This window comes from Paenisporosarcina sp. TG20 (assembly GCF_000286315.1).
Lineage (GTDB): Bacteria > Bacillota > Bacilli > Bacillales_A > Planococcaceae > Paenisporosarcina.
The window spans coordinates 1-16304 of sequence record NZ_ALJG01000278.1; the positions used below are offsets into that span (position 1 = coordinate 1).

General features: G+C 35.6%; 15 protein-coding genes. 1 reads left to right on the plus strand and 14 read right to left on the minus strand.

The window, feature by feature from the left end; genetic code table 11:
• Nucleotides 1–99: 99 nt before the first annotated feature.
• From B371_RS0108635 to B371_RS0108700, 14 genes are all read right to left on the minus strand, one after another.
• On the minus strand, nucleotides 100–1662 hold the full coding sequence (locus B371_RS0108635) for an AAA family ATPase (protein WP_019413911.1): 1563 nt from the start codon (nucleotides 1660–1662) through the stop codon (nucleotides 100–102).
• The gene (locus B371_RS0108640) at nucleotides 1659–2222 is read right to left on the minus strand and encodes a hypothetical protein (protein ID WP_019413912.1); all 564 of its coding nucleotides are present in this window, start codon (nucleotides 2220–2222) and stop codon (nucleotides 1659–1661) included. The genes B371_RS0108635 and B371_RS0108640 overlap by 4 nt, the downstream gene beginning before the upstream one ends.
• Nucleotides 2219–2413, minus strand: a complete 195-nt coding sequence (locus tag B371_RS0108645; protein WP_019413913.1) for a hypothetical protein — start codon at nucleotides 2411–2413, stop codon at nucleotides 2219–2221. Before B371_RS0108645 ends, B371_RS0108640 begins: the two co-directional genes overlap by 4 nt.
• A 13-nt stretch (nucleotides 2414–2426) precedes the next feature.
• Nucleotides 2427–4193, minus strand: a complete 1767-nt coding sequence (locus B371_RS0108650; RefSeq protein WP_019413914.1) for a hypothetical protein — start codon at nucleotides 4191–4193, stop codon at nucleotides 2427–2429.
• A gap of 7 nt (nucleotides 4194–4200) precedes the next feature.
• Nucleotides 4201–4686, minus strand: coding sequence for a hypothetical protein (locus B371_RS0108655; protein WP_019413915.1), 486 nt, complete (start codon nucleotides 4684–4686; stop codon nucleotides 4201–4203).
• A 302-nt stretch (nucleotides 4687–4988) separates the two neighbouring features.
• Complete coding sequence (locus B371_RS0108660; protein ID WP_019413916.1) at nucleotides 4989–6416, minus strand: zinc ribbon domain-containing protein; 1428 nt, start codon at nucleotides 6414–6416, stop codon at nucleotides 4989–4991.
• Between the two features lie 11 nt (nucleotides 6417–6427).
• Complete coding sequence (locus tag B371_RS0108665) at nucleotides 6428–8245, minus strand: hypothetical protein (protein ID WP_019413917.1); 1818 nt, start codon at nucleotides 8243–8245, stop codon at nucleotides 6428–6430.
• A gap of 19 nt (nucleotides 8246–8264) precedes the next feature.
• The gene (locus B371_RS0108670; RefSeq protein ID WP_019413918.1) at nucleotides 8265–9125 is read right to left on the minus strand and encodes a zinc ribbon domain-containing protein; all 861 of its coding nucleotides are present in this window, start codon (nucleotides 9123–9125) and stop codon (nucleotides 8265–8267) included.
• Between the two features lie 772 nt (nucleotides 9126–9897).
• Nucleotides 9898–10902, minus strand: a complete 1005-nt coding sequence (locus tag B371_RS0108675; protein WP_019413919.1) for a hypothetical protein — start codon at nucleotides 10900–10902, stop codon at nucleotides 9898–9900.
• A gap of 81 nt (nucleotides 10903–10983) precedes the next feature.
• Nucleotides 10984–11127 carry a hypothetical protein gene (locus B371_RS23475; protein WP_019413920.1) on the minus strand — a complete coding sequence of 48 codons (144 nt, stop codon included), beginning with the start codon at nucleotides 11125–11127 and terminating at the stop codon, nucleotides 10984–10986.
• A 69-nt stretch (nucleotides 11128–11196) separates the two neighbouring features.
• Complete coding sequence (locus B371_RS21555; RefSeq protein WP_019413921.1) at nucleotides 11197–12696, minus strand: hypothetical protein; 1500 nt, start codon at nucleotides 12694–12696, stop codon at nucleotides 11197–11199.
• The gene (locus B371_RS0108690) at nucleotides 12693–13550 is read right to left on the minus strand and encodes a hypothetical protein (protein ID WP_019413922.1); all 858 of its coding nucleotides are present in this window, start codon (nucleotides 13548–13550) and stop codon (nucleotides 12693–12695) included. Before B371_RS0108690 ends, B371_RS21555 begins: the two co-directional genes overlap by 4 nt.
• Before the next feature lie 1322 nt (nucleotides 13551–14872).
• On the minus strand, nucleotides 14873–15313 hold the full coding sequence (locus B371_RS0108695) for a cell wall hydrolase (protein ID WP_019413923.1): 441 nt from the start codon (nucleotides 15311–15313) through the stop codon (nucleotides 14873–14875).
• A 54-nt stretch (nucleotides 15314–15367) separates the two neighbouring features.
• The gene (locus B371_RS0108700; RefSeq protein ID WP_019413924.1) at nucleotides 15368–15547 is read right to left on the minus strand and encodes a hypothetical protein; all 180 of its coding nucleotides are present in this window, start codon (nucleotides 15545–15547) and stop codon (nucleotides 15368–15370) included.
• 235 nt (nucleotides 15548–15782) lie between these two features.
• Between B371_RS0108700 and B371_RS0108705 the strand changes: the two genes are divergently transcribed.
• Nucleotides 15783–16271 carry a sigma-70 family RNA polymerase sigma factor gene (locus B371_RS0108705; protein WP_019413925.1) on the plus strand — a complete coding sequence of 163 codons (489 nt, stop codon included), beginning with the start codon at nucleotides 15783–15785 and terminating at the stop codon, nucleotides 16269–16271.
• The last annotated feature ends 33 nt before the right edge of the window (nucleotides 16272–16304 follow it).

Here is a 16304-nt window from a genome sequence, read left to right on the forward strand (position 1 = left end):
AAACTGCCGAAAGTCGGGCTAGGTAAATAGCATAACTATCTAGTAAAAAGGATCATCAAGTTGTAAAGAAACAACAACTTGATGATCCACTTGATTTCTTTATACAAGAACCGTCCTTGGACCTTTTCTTCTAGGAAATTGATCCTTATCGATGGCATTATCTTCAAATGGTTTTCCAGCTGGTACAGCCCGTTCACGACCCCATGTTCGAATTTGATCAATTTGTTCTGGGCTTGTTTGAGAAAGAGGGACCACATTCTCAAAGAAATTAACAAATGTTTGATCCGTAATAGACTCATCACCATTGATAAAAGCCTGTTTCACTACGTCCCTAACTGCTGCTTCAATATCAGCCCCTGCAAAGCCCTCAGAAAGATGAACAAGTTTTTCAAGTAGAGCTGGATCCACATCTTTTTTAAATCCTTTTTTAATATATATTTGGATAATTTCTTCGCGATCTTTTTGGTTTGGTAAATCAACAAAAAACAATTCATCAAACCTTCCTCTTCTTAATAGTTCAGGTGGTAGCTGTGATACATCATTCGCAGTGGCAACGACAAAAACACGAGCAAGGCTTTCTTGTAACCAAAATAAAAACTGGCCAACTACACGTGTTGAGGTCCCTCCGTCTCCACCTCCGGTAGCACCAGCTAGCCCTTTTTCAATTTCGTCAATCCATAAAACGCATGGTGCAACATGATCAGCTGTAGCTAATGCTTCCTTTAACCTTGATTCACTTTGACCCAAATACTGGCCATGAATAGTAGAAAGATCCAGACGATATAGAGGCAAATTCCATTTAGAGGCAATTGCTTTAGCGGATAAAGACTTCCCGCAACCCGGAACACCTACTAGTAACACGCCACGAGGAGGACGTATTCCTCTTTCACGCAGGTCAGCTGTCAATAGCTTTTCGTTTGCATCTAACCATCGTTTCATCCCTTCTAATCCACCAACTTGATAATCTTCACGTACTTGAACTCTCTCAATCCCTGATATATCAGCAAAGATACGATCTTTTGAGTGCATAAGCTCTTTTAAATCTACATTTTTAATGGACCCATTCGCTAATAAAGTAGCAATGACATTTTCAGCTTCAATTTGAGTTATTCCTGCTAAAATTGCTGCTGCTTTTTTTTCCTCTTCTTCTCCCCATTCAATCGGTATCTCACTTCGATAAGGAGAAATCTGGCCTTGGATAACTCTTAGCATCTCATCTTCATTTGGTGGTGCTAAAGTAATAGACATACCTAGACGCTGCAATGGACTCCAAATAGGATTATTGGTAATAACAATAATGCTCCCACCGGTTTCAGTTGCCATCATGCATAAATCTTGAAATTGTCTCGACGTAGGAGTATCGTCTTGAATGTCTTGGACCTCAGTGAAAATAAATGTTACGTTTTGTTGTTGCGCTATTTTTTGGTTCGCAAAATCTACCCCACCCATAACAGAACGATCATCATTGAGTAGACGATTCGACATTATATCTCTAGTCCCTTGCGAAATTGTATGATAATACACTGGAATTGAAAGTTTTTGTGCAATTTCGCCTGCTATTTCAAGTGCTCTCGATCGCTCTGATGTTCTAATAGAAATAAACGGTATCCTTGCTTTTAAATAACGCTCTAAAATATTTAAACAACTCTGTAAATCATTCATGGCAGTATAACCCTTCTTCTAATAGATTTTTGTCCTAAAGTGGTTGGGGTTGCATTAGTTTCAATAGATTTGTTTATTGATTTAACGGGAGAACTAAATGTATTTTCAATTTGGTCAAAACGCGTGATAGCATTATTACGAAATATGCTAGAGAGCCGTCCAGTTCGGTCACTTGCTGCACTCTCTTCGATAGTTTTTTGTGTGTTTTTAGCATATTCGTGAAGCAAATTACACATAGCATCTCTTACTTCTTCTGGAAATGGAGGCAAATTAGCTACTCTCCTTAAAACAGTTAAACGATTACGAGCAGTTAAAAAACCTTTTACAATTGCCGTCTCGTTGCCACGTGAGTTATTTAACTCCTTTTGAAGATGATCAGCTGTATGGCGAAGACGAATATTGAGGACTTCATATAGCCCACTCGTCAAACGTTCTGCCACACCCTTTGTCCAAACAATAGTTCCTTTCTCCATAGCCTGTATAACCAACTCGTCATTTTTCCCTTCTTTAAATTGCTCAAAGCAGTCGATCCACTCAGAATAAGTTGAAGGTGCGCTCATAGCAATTTGGTGCTCTTTCTTTTAATTAAACTAGTTGGCGGTTTCAAATCCCACTCAGGAAATTGTGTGGTGAGTACCATGTTCGTTGTTTCTTTTTCAACCTCAAGAAGAACTTTATTAAAGGAACTTTCTTTAGTCTCTTTTAACTTAATACTATCTAGTAATCCTGTTTTATTTATTTCTTGATCCATCGTTTTTCCTCCTTTAGTTAACAATTGAACGTGCAATATCGTGCCTTGAAAATGAATACTGCTCCGATGTGATGGAGTGTAAAAGATTGGTTACAAGTTCTGCATTTTGATCCTCTTTTATATACTCTTTTCTCCAATCAACCGTGTCAGCTAAAGTGGCACGTAGTTCCTGAAGACAATGATCTAACAGATTTGCAAATTTTACTTTTACAGCATCTTTTCTTTTTTGTGTATTTCTCTTACCTAAATAAAAGTAAACAAAACAAGAGACTGAAACTATGAAAAGGAATAGTGTACTAATGCTCATAAATGCAGGTTCATTAAATCCTGCAAATACGGTTAAAGCACTTCCAGCCAAAGCTGCCAAATACTTAAATTCCAGCTTCACCTGTTTCATGGCGTCTGTTTTACGAGTCTTTATATGATGTTCCATTGATTGAACTAATTCTTGTTCATTCGATCCATCTTTCGTAACGCCCCTCCACTGATCAATCTCTAACTCTATATCCATTGGGACATCTGCACGATTCTCGGCTGTTATATCTTCATGAGCATTTTTTATCCATTCCTTTGTTAAGGCTATTGAAAACTTTTGCGTAGCTAATGAAGCTTGTGAAACCTCAGGAAGCATGGCAAAATTGGTTAGTAATTGAGTAAAGGATACTCGCTCTTCAAGTGCCTTTTCATTATCAAATAAGCTTTGAGCCTTAGTTCGATCACCATTTTCTTGGATTATTAAAGACAGTTGTCTTTCTTCTTTTCTAAGAGGAAGCTCCTCATCATCAAATTTCGACACTAGCTTGTCCAGTAACTCATCTACTGCGTACGCAATATTTTTTGCTGGTGTTATTTCTCTAGTAAAGATTTCGTCAAAAAAAGAATAGATGGTTTGATGAAGTTTTGCCCCTTCGAGAACATTTTTCAAGTTTGACCAAGATGGGCTATATTTTGTTAAATAAGTATAAGAATCTTCATCTAAATGTTGGATTTTTGATTCAAGCGCTACTTTCCATTGCTCGTGCTGATCCTCCACAAAGCCATCCTTTTGTGAAAGTTCTTCGATCCAGCCCGCTACTATTTTCCCACATTTAATACGAGCATCCGGTCCGAATATTCCATTAGTAAAACCGTCGATTAAAATAACAATCTCTCTTTCTAGGTTTTGTGGATCCTGCAGACCAAAATATCGATCAAGCCACTCTCTACTAGATTTATACCTAGCCCCTCTTCGTGTCACTAAGACAAAAAATAATGATGTTTTTTCTTCATCTCGTCGTAGAGCTTCATGCATTGCTTTTTCGGCGAGCGCCTTATTGTCATTCAACCAAGCAGAGAGGGCAATCAAACTCGGAGCTAACCAATACCGTGGAGCTGATAACATCTGCTCTTCAGTAGCATTTTCGATCGTTTCTTTTCTTACAAGGCTTATATCAACCGCTTGTAGTATTCCTGTTACTTTATTGCGAACATCCGCATAATGACCAAACTTCGTCTCTAATTCTTGACGAACTTTTACAATCCTAGTTTCAGAAAGTTGGACACTTTTTTCTAATTCATCTTTTCTTATGAAGTCTTTAAACTCTTGAACAAGTGTGTCTAAAGTAACTTTAGTATTATTGACTTCTTTATTAATTAAATCAACTTGATTTGAAACATAATTCATTCCACCATTTAAAGTAATGATCTGATCACTTAAATTATTGGTCTCATTACTTATACTAACAAGTTGTCCTTCAATCCATCTTATATCAGCCGTATCAATAATTTGCTCTGAACTCATATCCTTCTCACCTCTTTATCACTGATACGTCACCATTGCTGGAAACCGCTCGTAGCATGTCACTGTAAACCTCGATAAAGTCATAGCTTGGATGTTGCGCAATTACTCTGGCCCGTTCCATTGACTCTGGTAGTGCTTCACCTTTTTTGTAATGATTGATTATTTCTAATTCCGTATTTAATGTATGTACCTCATAGGGATGACCTAAATAACATAGGGAAATAATCCCCACAGGAAAGTGGTATGGATTTAAATCAGGAAATTCGCCTAGAATCGCTTCTTTTAATTCCTCTATCAGTATATGACTACCTTTTACTCCACCGGCATCAATTTTTTTAATGGCATTGACATAGCTACTCGATCGTTTTTTACGTAGGCGTTTTTCTAAAGCTAGACCCGTCAAATTGACAGTTGTACGAGTTACTTCAGGAGTGACACTTAAGTCAACTCTCTGAGACGTATCTGGTTTCGTTTTAATCATTGGTCTTTTCATTTGATTCCTCCAGTCTTCAATAAATATGATGTAATTATTAATTAATGCAAAAATCAGTTTTTTAAAAATAGATGTGTGACTATTACGGGTACAAGCAGTCTAATTTGCTTCTATAAATCAACTAGAAGCAGAAATTCCGAATGAATATTAATTAAAAAACGGTCCCTCCTCCATACTAATAGGAGGGATCATTTCTATTGGATTTTTACAATGACATTAAAATTTATTTTTACCCCTATACACAGCCCTAACAATAAACTCAACATCTTGAGTTGAGTTGATAAGGACGACCTATGCGATCATTATCTACGTCGTTGCGTTTCCAATATATCAATTTTCACAATTTGATACATTTCACCTTCAGGTGCGTGAACTTCGTATCTTTTATTACGTTTGTAATTGGTAACAACGTCCAAATGGTTAGTAAAATCAAATTCTTCAAAAGTTGTAATGAACGCAATATCGCCCTGAATATCATACTCAATAATTGAATCTTCTAGGAAATCATAATGATAATAATCTGTTCCAATATCGCCAATAAATTCTTCAATTTCATTACGGGCAATGGTGTCTTTCGATAAATAATATTCTACCTGGTTAAAATCTTTTGAATTTAACGCCTTTTCATATGCCGTTCTAAAATTCCAGAAGAATTCATCTAATAGTTCCTCATTAAAGCTATCTGAATTCTCTTCTGATTGATCCTCATCCTCTTTCTTCTCTTCAGAGGTAACGGGAGAAATCTCAGCTTTCTCTTTAGGAAAACGTAAAGCAATCATCTCCCCACCTTTAGCTGATACCTTAGGTGTTTTAATGATATTACCTTCTTCATCCTCCATTTCAGCATAGATGACAAGAGTATCACCCTCGAATATTGGACCAAGTACTGATAAATCTTTCACAGTTTTACCAGTCGGTTTATCATCTATAAAGACAACAGCACTTTGTTCGGTAGATGTTATCATGCTAATCAACCCTGATGTTAAGTATTCAATGACATATTCTTCTGTCCCGGTGAAGAAGTATTCTTCTTCATGAGAAGTTTCGTATACATCAGATTTCAAGGAAATAGTACTAGTATATAAACCAGGCAAAAATTTACCTAGACTATTTTCGCCAACTTTTAAATCAAATGATTGATCTGCTATTTGATAAGATGCGTTTTCCATATCAATATTTATTGCTACATCTAATGGGATAACCTGTATCTCATAAGATGGGTACATTCCAAAGAGTGTTTCTTGATTTAATTTTAATAAATCTGTGCCATTCTCATGTTTTATAATTTGTTCTATACCATCTTGAGAAAGAGCTCGAGCTGCCTCAATTACTCTACCATTAAAGGAATCAATATCCTGAGAGGTTAAATATGTCATAAATGATTGATCATCTCTAATAATGTTATCTGGTATGGTTAATTCCGCCAAAATGGAATTACTATTTCCACTGGACATAGCAGTTTGAAAGGATCTAATTTTATTCTCTGGCGAGGTCTTAGCTTCAATAGTATAGTGACCTGCAATTAAGCCTATACCTACTATTCCAACCATGATATATACTAATTTTTTTTTGAATGACATGACTTTTTTAGGTTTCACATGCATAATAGGATTATTATTATTTTGGATTGAATCCTGTTGATTTTCTAGACCTTTAGCTGCTCCACATTCCGGACAAAAGTTTTGATGACTAGCAAACTTTGACCCACATTCTTGACAAAATAGTTCCACTTGAACACCTCCTATAGTTCTGTTGTAGAAATAAGTTCATGGACCAACCAATTTCCATTCACTTTTTTGATAATAGTGACAGTACGATAACTTTTTTCACTACTTCGTTCAACCCCATGAATAATAAACTCTTCTTTTGTAGTTACTTTCCATTGGCTATCGCTCATCTTCTTAACTTCTTCAACAACTGTGTCTAAATGCTCTTCAGTAATACCTTTGTCGTAAAGATTCGTGATGAATTGGGCTTGTTCACTCCGTCTAGGTCCGTCTACAGTAATAAGATTAGAGACCAAGGAAAAATCACCTTGATTAATTGCTGCAACACTCATCGAATTGTATTGATAAAAAAACAACTGAATATCATCCGTTATATTTTCAGCATTTTCATCTTCATCTCGACTAGTAGATTGTTCTTCTTTCTCATCTGTTACTCTAGTAGTTTGATAAACTTTATTTGAACCTTCAATCTTTTTAGAATACGATATATTGCTAGAGTTCCAAGGAGCAGAATATCCATAAACTAACCATTTATTCTGGTTAGCATCAAAAACAAAGTAGACAATCACTTCTTCTTTTACATCTGCCATTTCAAGTGTTTCTGAATTATAATATTCATCCCCATGCGTAACAATTTCCGCATTTAACCGTACCGAATACCCGTCTTCACTAATCTCGATTGATTCTTCATCTAAATTTATTTCAGACAAAGCACCTTTGTAAAAACGATCCCAATAAATCATCGATTCTATCTCGTCTTCTCTTGCGCTAAGCATTTCATCCGTCAATGTGGTATATACTTTTGAATTACGGGTCCCAGTTGCTTCAGTTGTTTCTTCTCCATATAGTAAAAGTTGTTCAATTATGGCACTTTCTTGTTCAGCTTCCAACTTGGTAATAGAGAAACTCATATGATTTTCTATTATAGGTGTCAATTCTGATAGTTGAACACCCCATGGGAATTGTTGTTTTGCTTGTGCATTTTGACTGCCGTCAAGAAGCAAGGGACCGATTTCAGGCGAGTAACCATTTTGATCTACCAAGTATTCTTGTCCATTTATTAAGATAGCACTTTGGTTATGCTTAGCTTCAACGTAATTTTGAAGTTCAAATGTAACGGTATCTAAAGGCATTACTTCTTGTATTTGTGTTAATTCTTTATCCTTTTTTTGATAAACGGTTAATTCAAAAGGATGATTAAAAGTGGTGAAATCACCTTTATATATAAACTCCGCTTTATGAATACCTGGTGGAATATTTGAAAAGATATACTCTTCACGATCATTTGCTTTACCGCTATAAGTCTTTTCCCCAATTTTAATCGTCAAGCCATCATAAGGAAAATAGTATGATAAGTCCTGCGGCGTTACTACAATTTTATGGGCATTAAACAGCCCCATAACTTTTCCGGATTTCTCAATAGACAAAATATTTTCCAACTCGTTTGGTGTAATGTCTTGATATAACTTGATAAATGCTTTTGCTTCATTTTCAGATAATTGTTGACCAGATGAAAGAATAACTAGTTTAGACAATATTTTTGCATCCTCCGTTTGGAGTGCTTCTAAAAATTTGGCTACAGTAGATTCAGCAGATGCTGTTTTCGTGCCCCAGAAAGAAACACCCATAACTCCAACAATCAAAAATATGGTTAATATTGAAAGAACCTTTCTCTTTAGAGACATCTTTTTACCGCTAACACTTGATGCTTTTTGAGTTACAACATTCGGCTTTTTATCAAGTGAAGAAACTGAAAAAGTATTTCCGCATTGAACACATACTCTGTTGACTTCATCGTTGGAATGTCCACAATCTACACAAAATTTCGTCATGATACCTCAACACTCCTGTTTATAAAAAATATAATAACTCTTGAAATTCAGTAAGATACTTACCAATCGTTGAATCAACAAATACGGAAATAATGATAGATAAACCTATCGGGAAGAGCACGATATATATAAGAAATGCGTACAAAGCATCCAACGATTTCGATTGTTTAGATAATAATGTAGAAATAACGTAGAGTGGCATCACGAATAAACATAAGAGAATACTAATTGATAAAATAGCGTTTCCAATAACAAGAGAATCGATGAATAATAAAATGTAAGCAACAATGTTTAATAAAATGAATGGAATTGTAAATGTACCGATTATTGAAGTGATATTTTTAAATGGTACTTCCGGACCGAAAAATTTAGATAGTATATAAATGATTGAGATAGATAATAATAAGATAATTGAAAGAATCAATGTCGAACTAATAAAAAGTTTGATGAAAGAAGGCGCGATACTCTCTACTTCAAACGTAGCGTCTCCACTGAATGGTTGCATAACTAAAGACATGTTTTTATAAATTGACAGTGATACTAGTAAAGATAAAATAACAACAGATATAATTGCATTAATAAAGTTAGCTTCTGCATGATTGAAGATTATAGATGGCTTTTTCAGATGTTGTAAAAAATATGACCAATACTGCTTTGATGTTTCTTTCACCTTTTCTAATTGAGCATTTGGTTCAGTTGGAATTTGGTGATTTTGTAATGGAGCAGAAGCAGTCGAAGCTTGTGATAGATTAGTATGGAACTGACCTTCTTCAACTGTTGCACCTAATTCATTATTAGAACTAGCTGGAATCATTGAATTTCCACATTTACCGCAAAACTTTCCTGATTCTTGTTCATGGCCACAACTTGTACATTTCATTTTATTACCCCCAATTTTTTAAGTTTTTTATTTCAGAAAAGATAATATATTGGTAAAAAAGCCCGAAATATAGGTTATTCTATCTAATCTAAAATAAATACTTAATACCTATTATATTTGATTAATCTGTAAATAAACAGGTAAATAATGAGACAAAAAACGACAAAAAACGACAAAGTAGTTAAAAACCAGTCGAATTCAGGGTATTCCCCATCTACAATTGGGCTATACACGCCATAGTCTCTAGACGGTGATCTTTCGCCAAGAGGTTAAAAGCAACATTTAGTATTGTGAAAAGATCGATATGATGTTGTCCCGTAGAACCCGGTACTCTCTCACCCGTCTAGGGCCATTTGATAACTTTGAAGCATACTGCTTGGGATTGCCGAGAAGTGTCAGCCATACTTTGAAACACTGCTACTCAATCAGCATCGACTACTAGGACGTGGTGTTTAACATTGATTATCCAAACGAAAATCCTCGATATAAAAAAATAAGCCTCGAAAATTCAAATTCGACAGCTTCGCTATAATCTACATAGTAAGTGTTTTCATAGAACATCTCTGATAGAGTGGTAACTCAGAATTTATGTACAATACACCAAAATAAAATTTCCCAATCCGTGCTAAACCTTCTCAACTGAAAACTCTTCCGCTTGAGTTTTCAGTTGAGAATATGCAAAAAAGCGATGTTTCTACTTATAGGGTACCTTTTATATATCACATCGCTCTTTTAATTTCGCACGGTTATTTAACTAAATGACGAGACTCTTTTACTCCATTTCCACAATGTAGCCCTCAGAAATACCTTGTTCAAATTGCCAATCTGGTCTAGAAATTCGGACTGCAGGTACTGAAGGTCCTTCAGATCTTGATTTGAAATATAGAAGTTCATTCATATCAATAGAGTGAAAAAATATAGTTTTATCTCCTGAATCGTATGTTGTAATATATTTGTCCCCACTAAATTGGTTCATAAAGTTTTCTTCAAAAGAATGTAAATTCAATTGATAATATATACTGACCAACTTATCATCTCTAAAACCTAAGCTGATATCCTCATATACGTAATACCATTCATATTCTGCTACTTCAAAATGTTTTTCTTTCGGTAAACCAAGCAAGCTCTCTACCTCTAAAATAGGTTGTCCTAGTGTTATATTTTTAATGAAAAATTTTCCACCTTCATACTTGAAGATACTGTTATCTTTAGCAGACTCTCCATTTGAAAAAGTAGTTGTTACTTTACTTTTATCTTCGTTTTTATAAAGGGTATAAGATCCCTCTTGAATACCCCACCCTTGTGTTCCTTCAAAAGAAACATTAGCAGTCACATCAATATTATCTTCATTTAACTTAATTTCAATTTCTCCTTTATTTCCAAAACCGTCTTCACTGTAAACTAATCTTCCTTCATTGTTTTCAAACAAAATATTGTCATCCACAGACGCTATGTATTTGTAACCATGCGACATATAGTCAATTTGAACTTTGGCTTTATTTCCATATATTTCTTGTATTCTAATAGACATATAAGGTTCATTTATCTCTTTCTTTTCTTTCCATTCTCCATCATAGTTTTTCAAGCTAAAACCTTCTGTAGGATCTATATTATCATTTTCATTTCTCACTACTACTTCTTCAATACCAACTTTTGTTTCAGTTTGATTTGTATATTTGCCAAATTCAGCTTCAGCAAAATCGTCTTGCTTGCTACTACAACCAGACAGTAAAAAGGTCAAACTAAATAATATAATATTAATTTTTCTTACTCGCAATAGAATACCTCCTTATATCACATCAAAACAACAGCACATTCACAAATAGTACTGTTATTCTATTATGGTAAATATCTGATTTTATTTTCTGTGACTTATATAATTCCCTTCTCTACTAATTGCTTGAATTTCTTTTTGCTCTCCTTGACCATTGGTGAATATTAAATAGATTTCACCTTTAGTTAATACTTCTATTCGATTCGGTTTTTCTTTAGTAATACGCACCAATACACATCTAATATATCGGCTACAGCACAACGCTAGTGGGTACCGGTTTTTTTTATTTCCTTTTTTTCAATCGATAAAAAACCTCATAATATCTTCTTCTGTTTTCAAGATTTTATCTTCTTCGACAGATAGGTCTTGAGCTAGAAGGATACTGTTTCCAAATCTCGTGTCTAGGTTAAACTGTAGGTCAAAGGCTGCGTGGATTATGCCGCCTAGTCTCTCATAATGTTCCCGGATTTTCGTTACAATTCGAGAATACTCTTCTTCTAATTCTTGTTTAACCTTTGCGTAATACGCATCCAACTTTGCTCGGAACTCAATTTCTGCAGTCCCTATTTTCCCTTTTGCAATCCCCCACAATACATCTGTTGCAATCGTACCAATTATCGCACCCAGTATAGGAATCGGTATTAGGAACTGGCCTAGCCCTGCTCCAAGTGCTGCTATTCCTGCATCTAGACAGACTACTTGTCCTTGTTCAATAAATTCATCTAAGTTGATCTCGTTTTCTGAGTATTGACCAATCAAACGAGCCATCCCCCACGATGCAGACGCAACAGCACCTGCCATTGGTGCTGACATATCTGTTAAACGAGTAGCAGCATAAATTGCTCCAGCCGTAACAGAAGCTTTTCCGGCACCTTTAGCAGAGTCTATCCCTACCTCTTTCCATTCTTCTGATGCAAATTGATGGATGGGAATTCCTAGTTTATGCTTTTTATAAACGGCTGTTGCGAAAGACATTCCTCCACCAACTAGTCCTGCAATACCAGCGACTTTTAAACCTTCATTTAATGAAGGTTGCTTCAGTTCATTTAATCGATTTTTTTCTTCTTCGGTCTTTTTACGAATTTCTGATTTTTTCTGATCATTTGTTTGCATGATGTTTTGTTCATGATCATTCAATGTATCGTGAATTTTACCGAGTTGAACATCTCCATAATTCGATATAGACCCGTCCACCACTTGACCAAATGGCTTACCTGTCCGTTCTTCAATATCCTTTATTTTCTCTAAAATTGAAACAATGCTACGAGCATTTAAACCCTCAACTTGTTCTCCTTGATATATTCTTTGAATAATATCGTATTGATCTTTTGGCAGTATATATCTAGCTCCGCCATCCGTAAATCCATCGTATTTTTCTAAATGTTTGATCACATGGTCTAGAGAATTATTTGTACCATTAATAAATTTTGATTGAACTTTTAATCCATTTAAAATGTAGTCCTCAGGAGCAGTTCTGGCAACACCGTCAAAGGTTGCAATTCTCTCATTACCATTAATAAATTCGCGAGCATTTCGTATATATACCTCTACTTGCTCTGCGACTTCTCCATGTTTTGTACGTTCACTCCCTAGTATTCGCGCAGGATTTGAGAGAAAAGTGCGCACTTTACTTACTTCTGTAAGGGCATCCATGAATCGTTCATCTTGAATAGACAATAATTCTTTTACCAGTATTCCTTGCTCTAAAATTTTTACTTGTACGTCTTTCAAATTTTTTTCCACTACATGACTTACCGTAGAAGCAATCGTTTGAAAACGAATTGTCTCAGCACTCATGTTAAATTACCTATTTTTTTGTTAATCATCTTAGAAAGAGCATTTGTTATATTTATAATTAATCCGATTTCCTTTTGCTGATCAGATGTAAATGATTTGAATGAAACAACCCCTGAGGTCTGGTCAGCAAAACGTGTAAATTGTTTTTGTAAGTTAGTCGAAAGCTCCACCGTTTTTTGATGAAGTTCTTCCATTTCTTCTATGAATCCACGCAATAGCAATGTTTCACTTTCAATTTTAAATCGTTCCGAATTAGCTTTAACTGCTGCATTCTTGTTCTTTTTGTTTGCATATAATCCACCACCGACTAGCGTAACTGCACCAACTCCCCATCCAATAGGTCCTGCTAAACTTAGTAATGCTGTTCCTCCTGCCATTCCACCACCTCCAGCAATTACCGCTCCACCACCTAACCAAGCTAGTGCTGCGTTTGTAGCTGCTGCCCCACTTAGTAGGAAAATTGGTGTACCAGTTGAAGCAACTCCAAAAGTAGTTGCAATTGCCAAGGCTGCAGTAGGAGCTAAGGCTGCGGTTGCAACACCTGTTGCTACACCTAAAGCTACTCCACCACCTGAAATTCTTTGAGCTACTTTTTCATCGTATTCAATTTCCATCAATCCATAAAAGTGCTTAAGGCCCAAATGAATTTCATGAAGATCTTTTTCAAAGGATTTAGGGGTATTAGCTAATAAGTTTATGTAAACTTCTATATTTTCCATAACTTCCACACTTACTACTCGTATAGCATGAAGTTCTACCATTTTATTTTGCATTGCATCTCCTGCAATATTATAGTAATTTATAGTTTTTTTAAGGCTTTCTACAGCTAATTTTTTCGATTTCGAATTAAACATGAAAGATCCCCCAGTGCTAATTATTTTATTATATATTTCCTTTTTTCTAAGTTTACTAATTGAATTACTTTACAAAAACCTTAAAAATTAGACCATTTATCTTTTTTTTGTGAATATAAACAAATAAGAGTCACACAATATAATGGTTACTTTCTTGCCTCATTTCCTGAATCCATTATTCATTTTAAGTAGCCCTAATAAACTTGTTTCACTTCACCAAATCCGACAAATTCACAATCTTCATTTCATTTCACTCCATGCCATGTACTCCATCAATTGCATCAGCTGGAATTGTGTTTTGACCGACTTTTCTTCTGTCCATTCTACTAAGTGTACATCTAAAATATATTTAAAACTTCCTGGGTTTAACATCACGATTACTGTATCAGTTCGTTGTTGTTTCTCAGAATTAAATGTACTTTAGCCTTCTTGATCTTATTAATATACGGTCTCTTCAAAAAATCGACCATCCACAATAAACCTTTCTCCCAATAACTTTTCTCTCAATACCTCTATCCCGTCACCCCACACAAATTAATATATGCTTTTCCTAATTTCTACATATTTCCAAAAAATCCTTTAAAAAAGAAAAATAAACTTCTCAAATGTGTACATTTTTGACATCTCCCTTGGCCAAACAAGTTCGTTCTTGGGTAAACATGATTTTCACCCGTTGGAACGATTTATGGGAACCCCCTAACTGTTGTTACCTAGGAATAACCCTGATGATGTGCACATTGGCTAGGGAGTAAGAAAATGATGAATTTTGAAGAAGTGTGGAGCAATACGAACCGATGATTTATGCGTGCATACGGAAGTAGCGTATTGACAAAAATCATGAGTCGATTATTCAAATTGGGTGAATCGAGCTGTTGAAAGCTTAGCTGAGATTTGTTAAATGGGATTTTACTCCTTTTGCTTATCGGAGTATTTATGGCAGTTTGTTGGATGAATTGAAAAGCGACGCTAGAGGATAGTTTGGTTCCTGCAGAGGATCAAATTGAACAGATGGTAAAAAAACATGTTCAGTCGATGGATATTGTGTCGAATGGTCTGAACAAGTAATTGAGGTTTCGTCACAGTTACAGCTGCATGAACAGCAACTGATTCACTTTTTATTTGTCGAAGGGTGTTCGCTGGCTGAGGTTGTCGTACACTTAGGCGTTTCGAAGTCTTGCGTCAAGAAAAGAAGAGATCGCACTTTAGATACTCTGAAACAAATTATAACGAATCAATAGTAGCACGTAAAAATGCCCACCTTTGAGATAGGTGGGCATTTTTGCGATAATTAAAAACTAACATACGATCAAGATTTCAAGCTTTCAATATCTATAAACGTCATCACAGGTTCCACCAATTGGTTCATAATAACAATGTTGTTTATATTGACCTGCAAAAGGTTGATTGTACCATGTTGGAGGGCAAGGTCCATATGGATTAAAGTACCAAAGTGCATATTTCCCCGGATGTTTTCCCCAAAAATCTAAAGTCTGTTTTGCTAATCTTTTTTCAACTTCTCTTGCTCTCTGATAAAATAGATTACCTTTTTGAACAGCTTCGAAAGAATAATTTCCTCCTTGTATATGAAAAATGACATCCCTAACTGTTCTTACATCCTTAAAGTCTAAACAATCGGATCGAACACGATTAACAATTACATTTCCAACATATAACATTCCTTGCTTTCCTTCACCTTCGGCTTCTGCTCTCATCATCCTTGCCATTAGCTCAACGTCTGAGTCTCGATACTTTACTCTCGGCATTTATTCACCTCTATAATATAGTATGAAAAAAGTCGAATAATTAGAATCTGATCTTTAACATGGCTCGTAGCTTGTTGTTTCTTCTTCAAGTTTTTGTACACCCTTTTGCCTTGATTCCATTTGAATGATAAGACGGTTATTTTCAACTTCTAACATTTCATGGCTTAACTTTAATTCGAGAATTTCACAATTTACAACAACTTCGCTCGATTGCTGCCCCAGGGTCAGACTCAAATGCTCCTCAATTTGTGGCTGCCCCACACGCCGACAATAAAAATTTTTATCATTTTTCTAAAATGTGTGGATTTTTGACATTACCCATAGCCAAACGACAAGTTTGCTCTAGCGAAACGTCACGTTTGGCTAGAGTAAACATGATTTCGACCCATTGGACTCAATTTTTTGAATCTCCTACACTGTTGTTACCTAGGAATAACCCTGATGTGCACATTGGCAAGGCAGTAGGATAATGACGAATTTTGAAGAAGTGTTGGAGCAGTACGAACCGATGATTTATGCGTGTTTACGGAAGTTACGTATATACAAAAATCATGAGTCGTTTATTCAAGTTGGGCGAATTGGATTGTGGAAAGCTTGGCTACGATTTGATGAAACAAAAGGGGATTTTACGCCTTTTGCTTTCCGCAGTATTTATGGCAGTTTGTTGGATGAGTTGAAAAAAGCGACGCTAGAGGATAGCTTGGTTCCTGCTGAGGATCAAATTCTTGAACAGATGGTAAATAAACATGTTCAGAAGATGGATTGTATCGAATGGTCTGAACAAGTGATTGAGGCTTTGTCACAGTTAAAGCTGCATGAACAGCAACTGATTCACTTATTGTTTGTTGAAGGGTGTTCGCTTGATGAGGTTGTCGTTCACTTAGGGGTTTCAAAGTCTTGCGTCAAGAAAAGAAGAGAACGTACTTTGGATAAACTGAAACAAATTATGACGAAGTAATAGTAGCGAGAGAATCGAGTAGGAGGGAGTGAT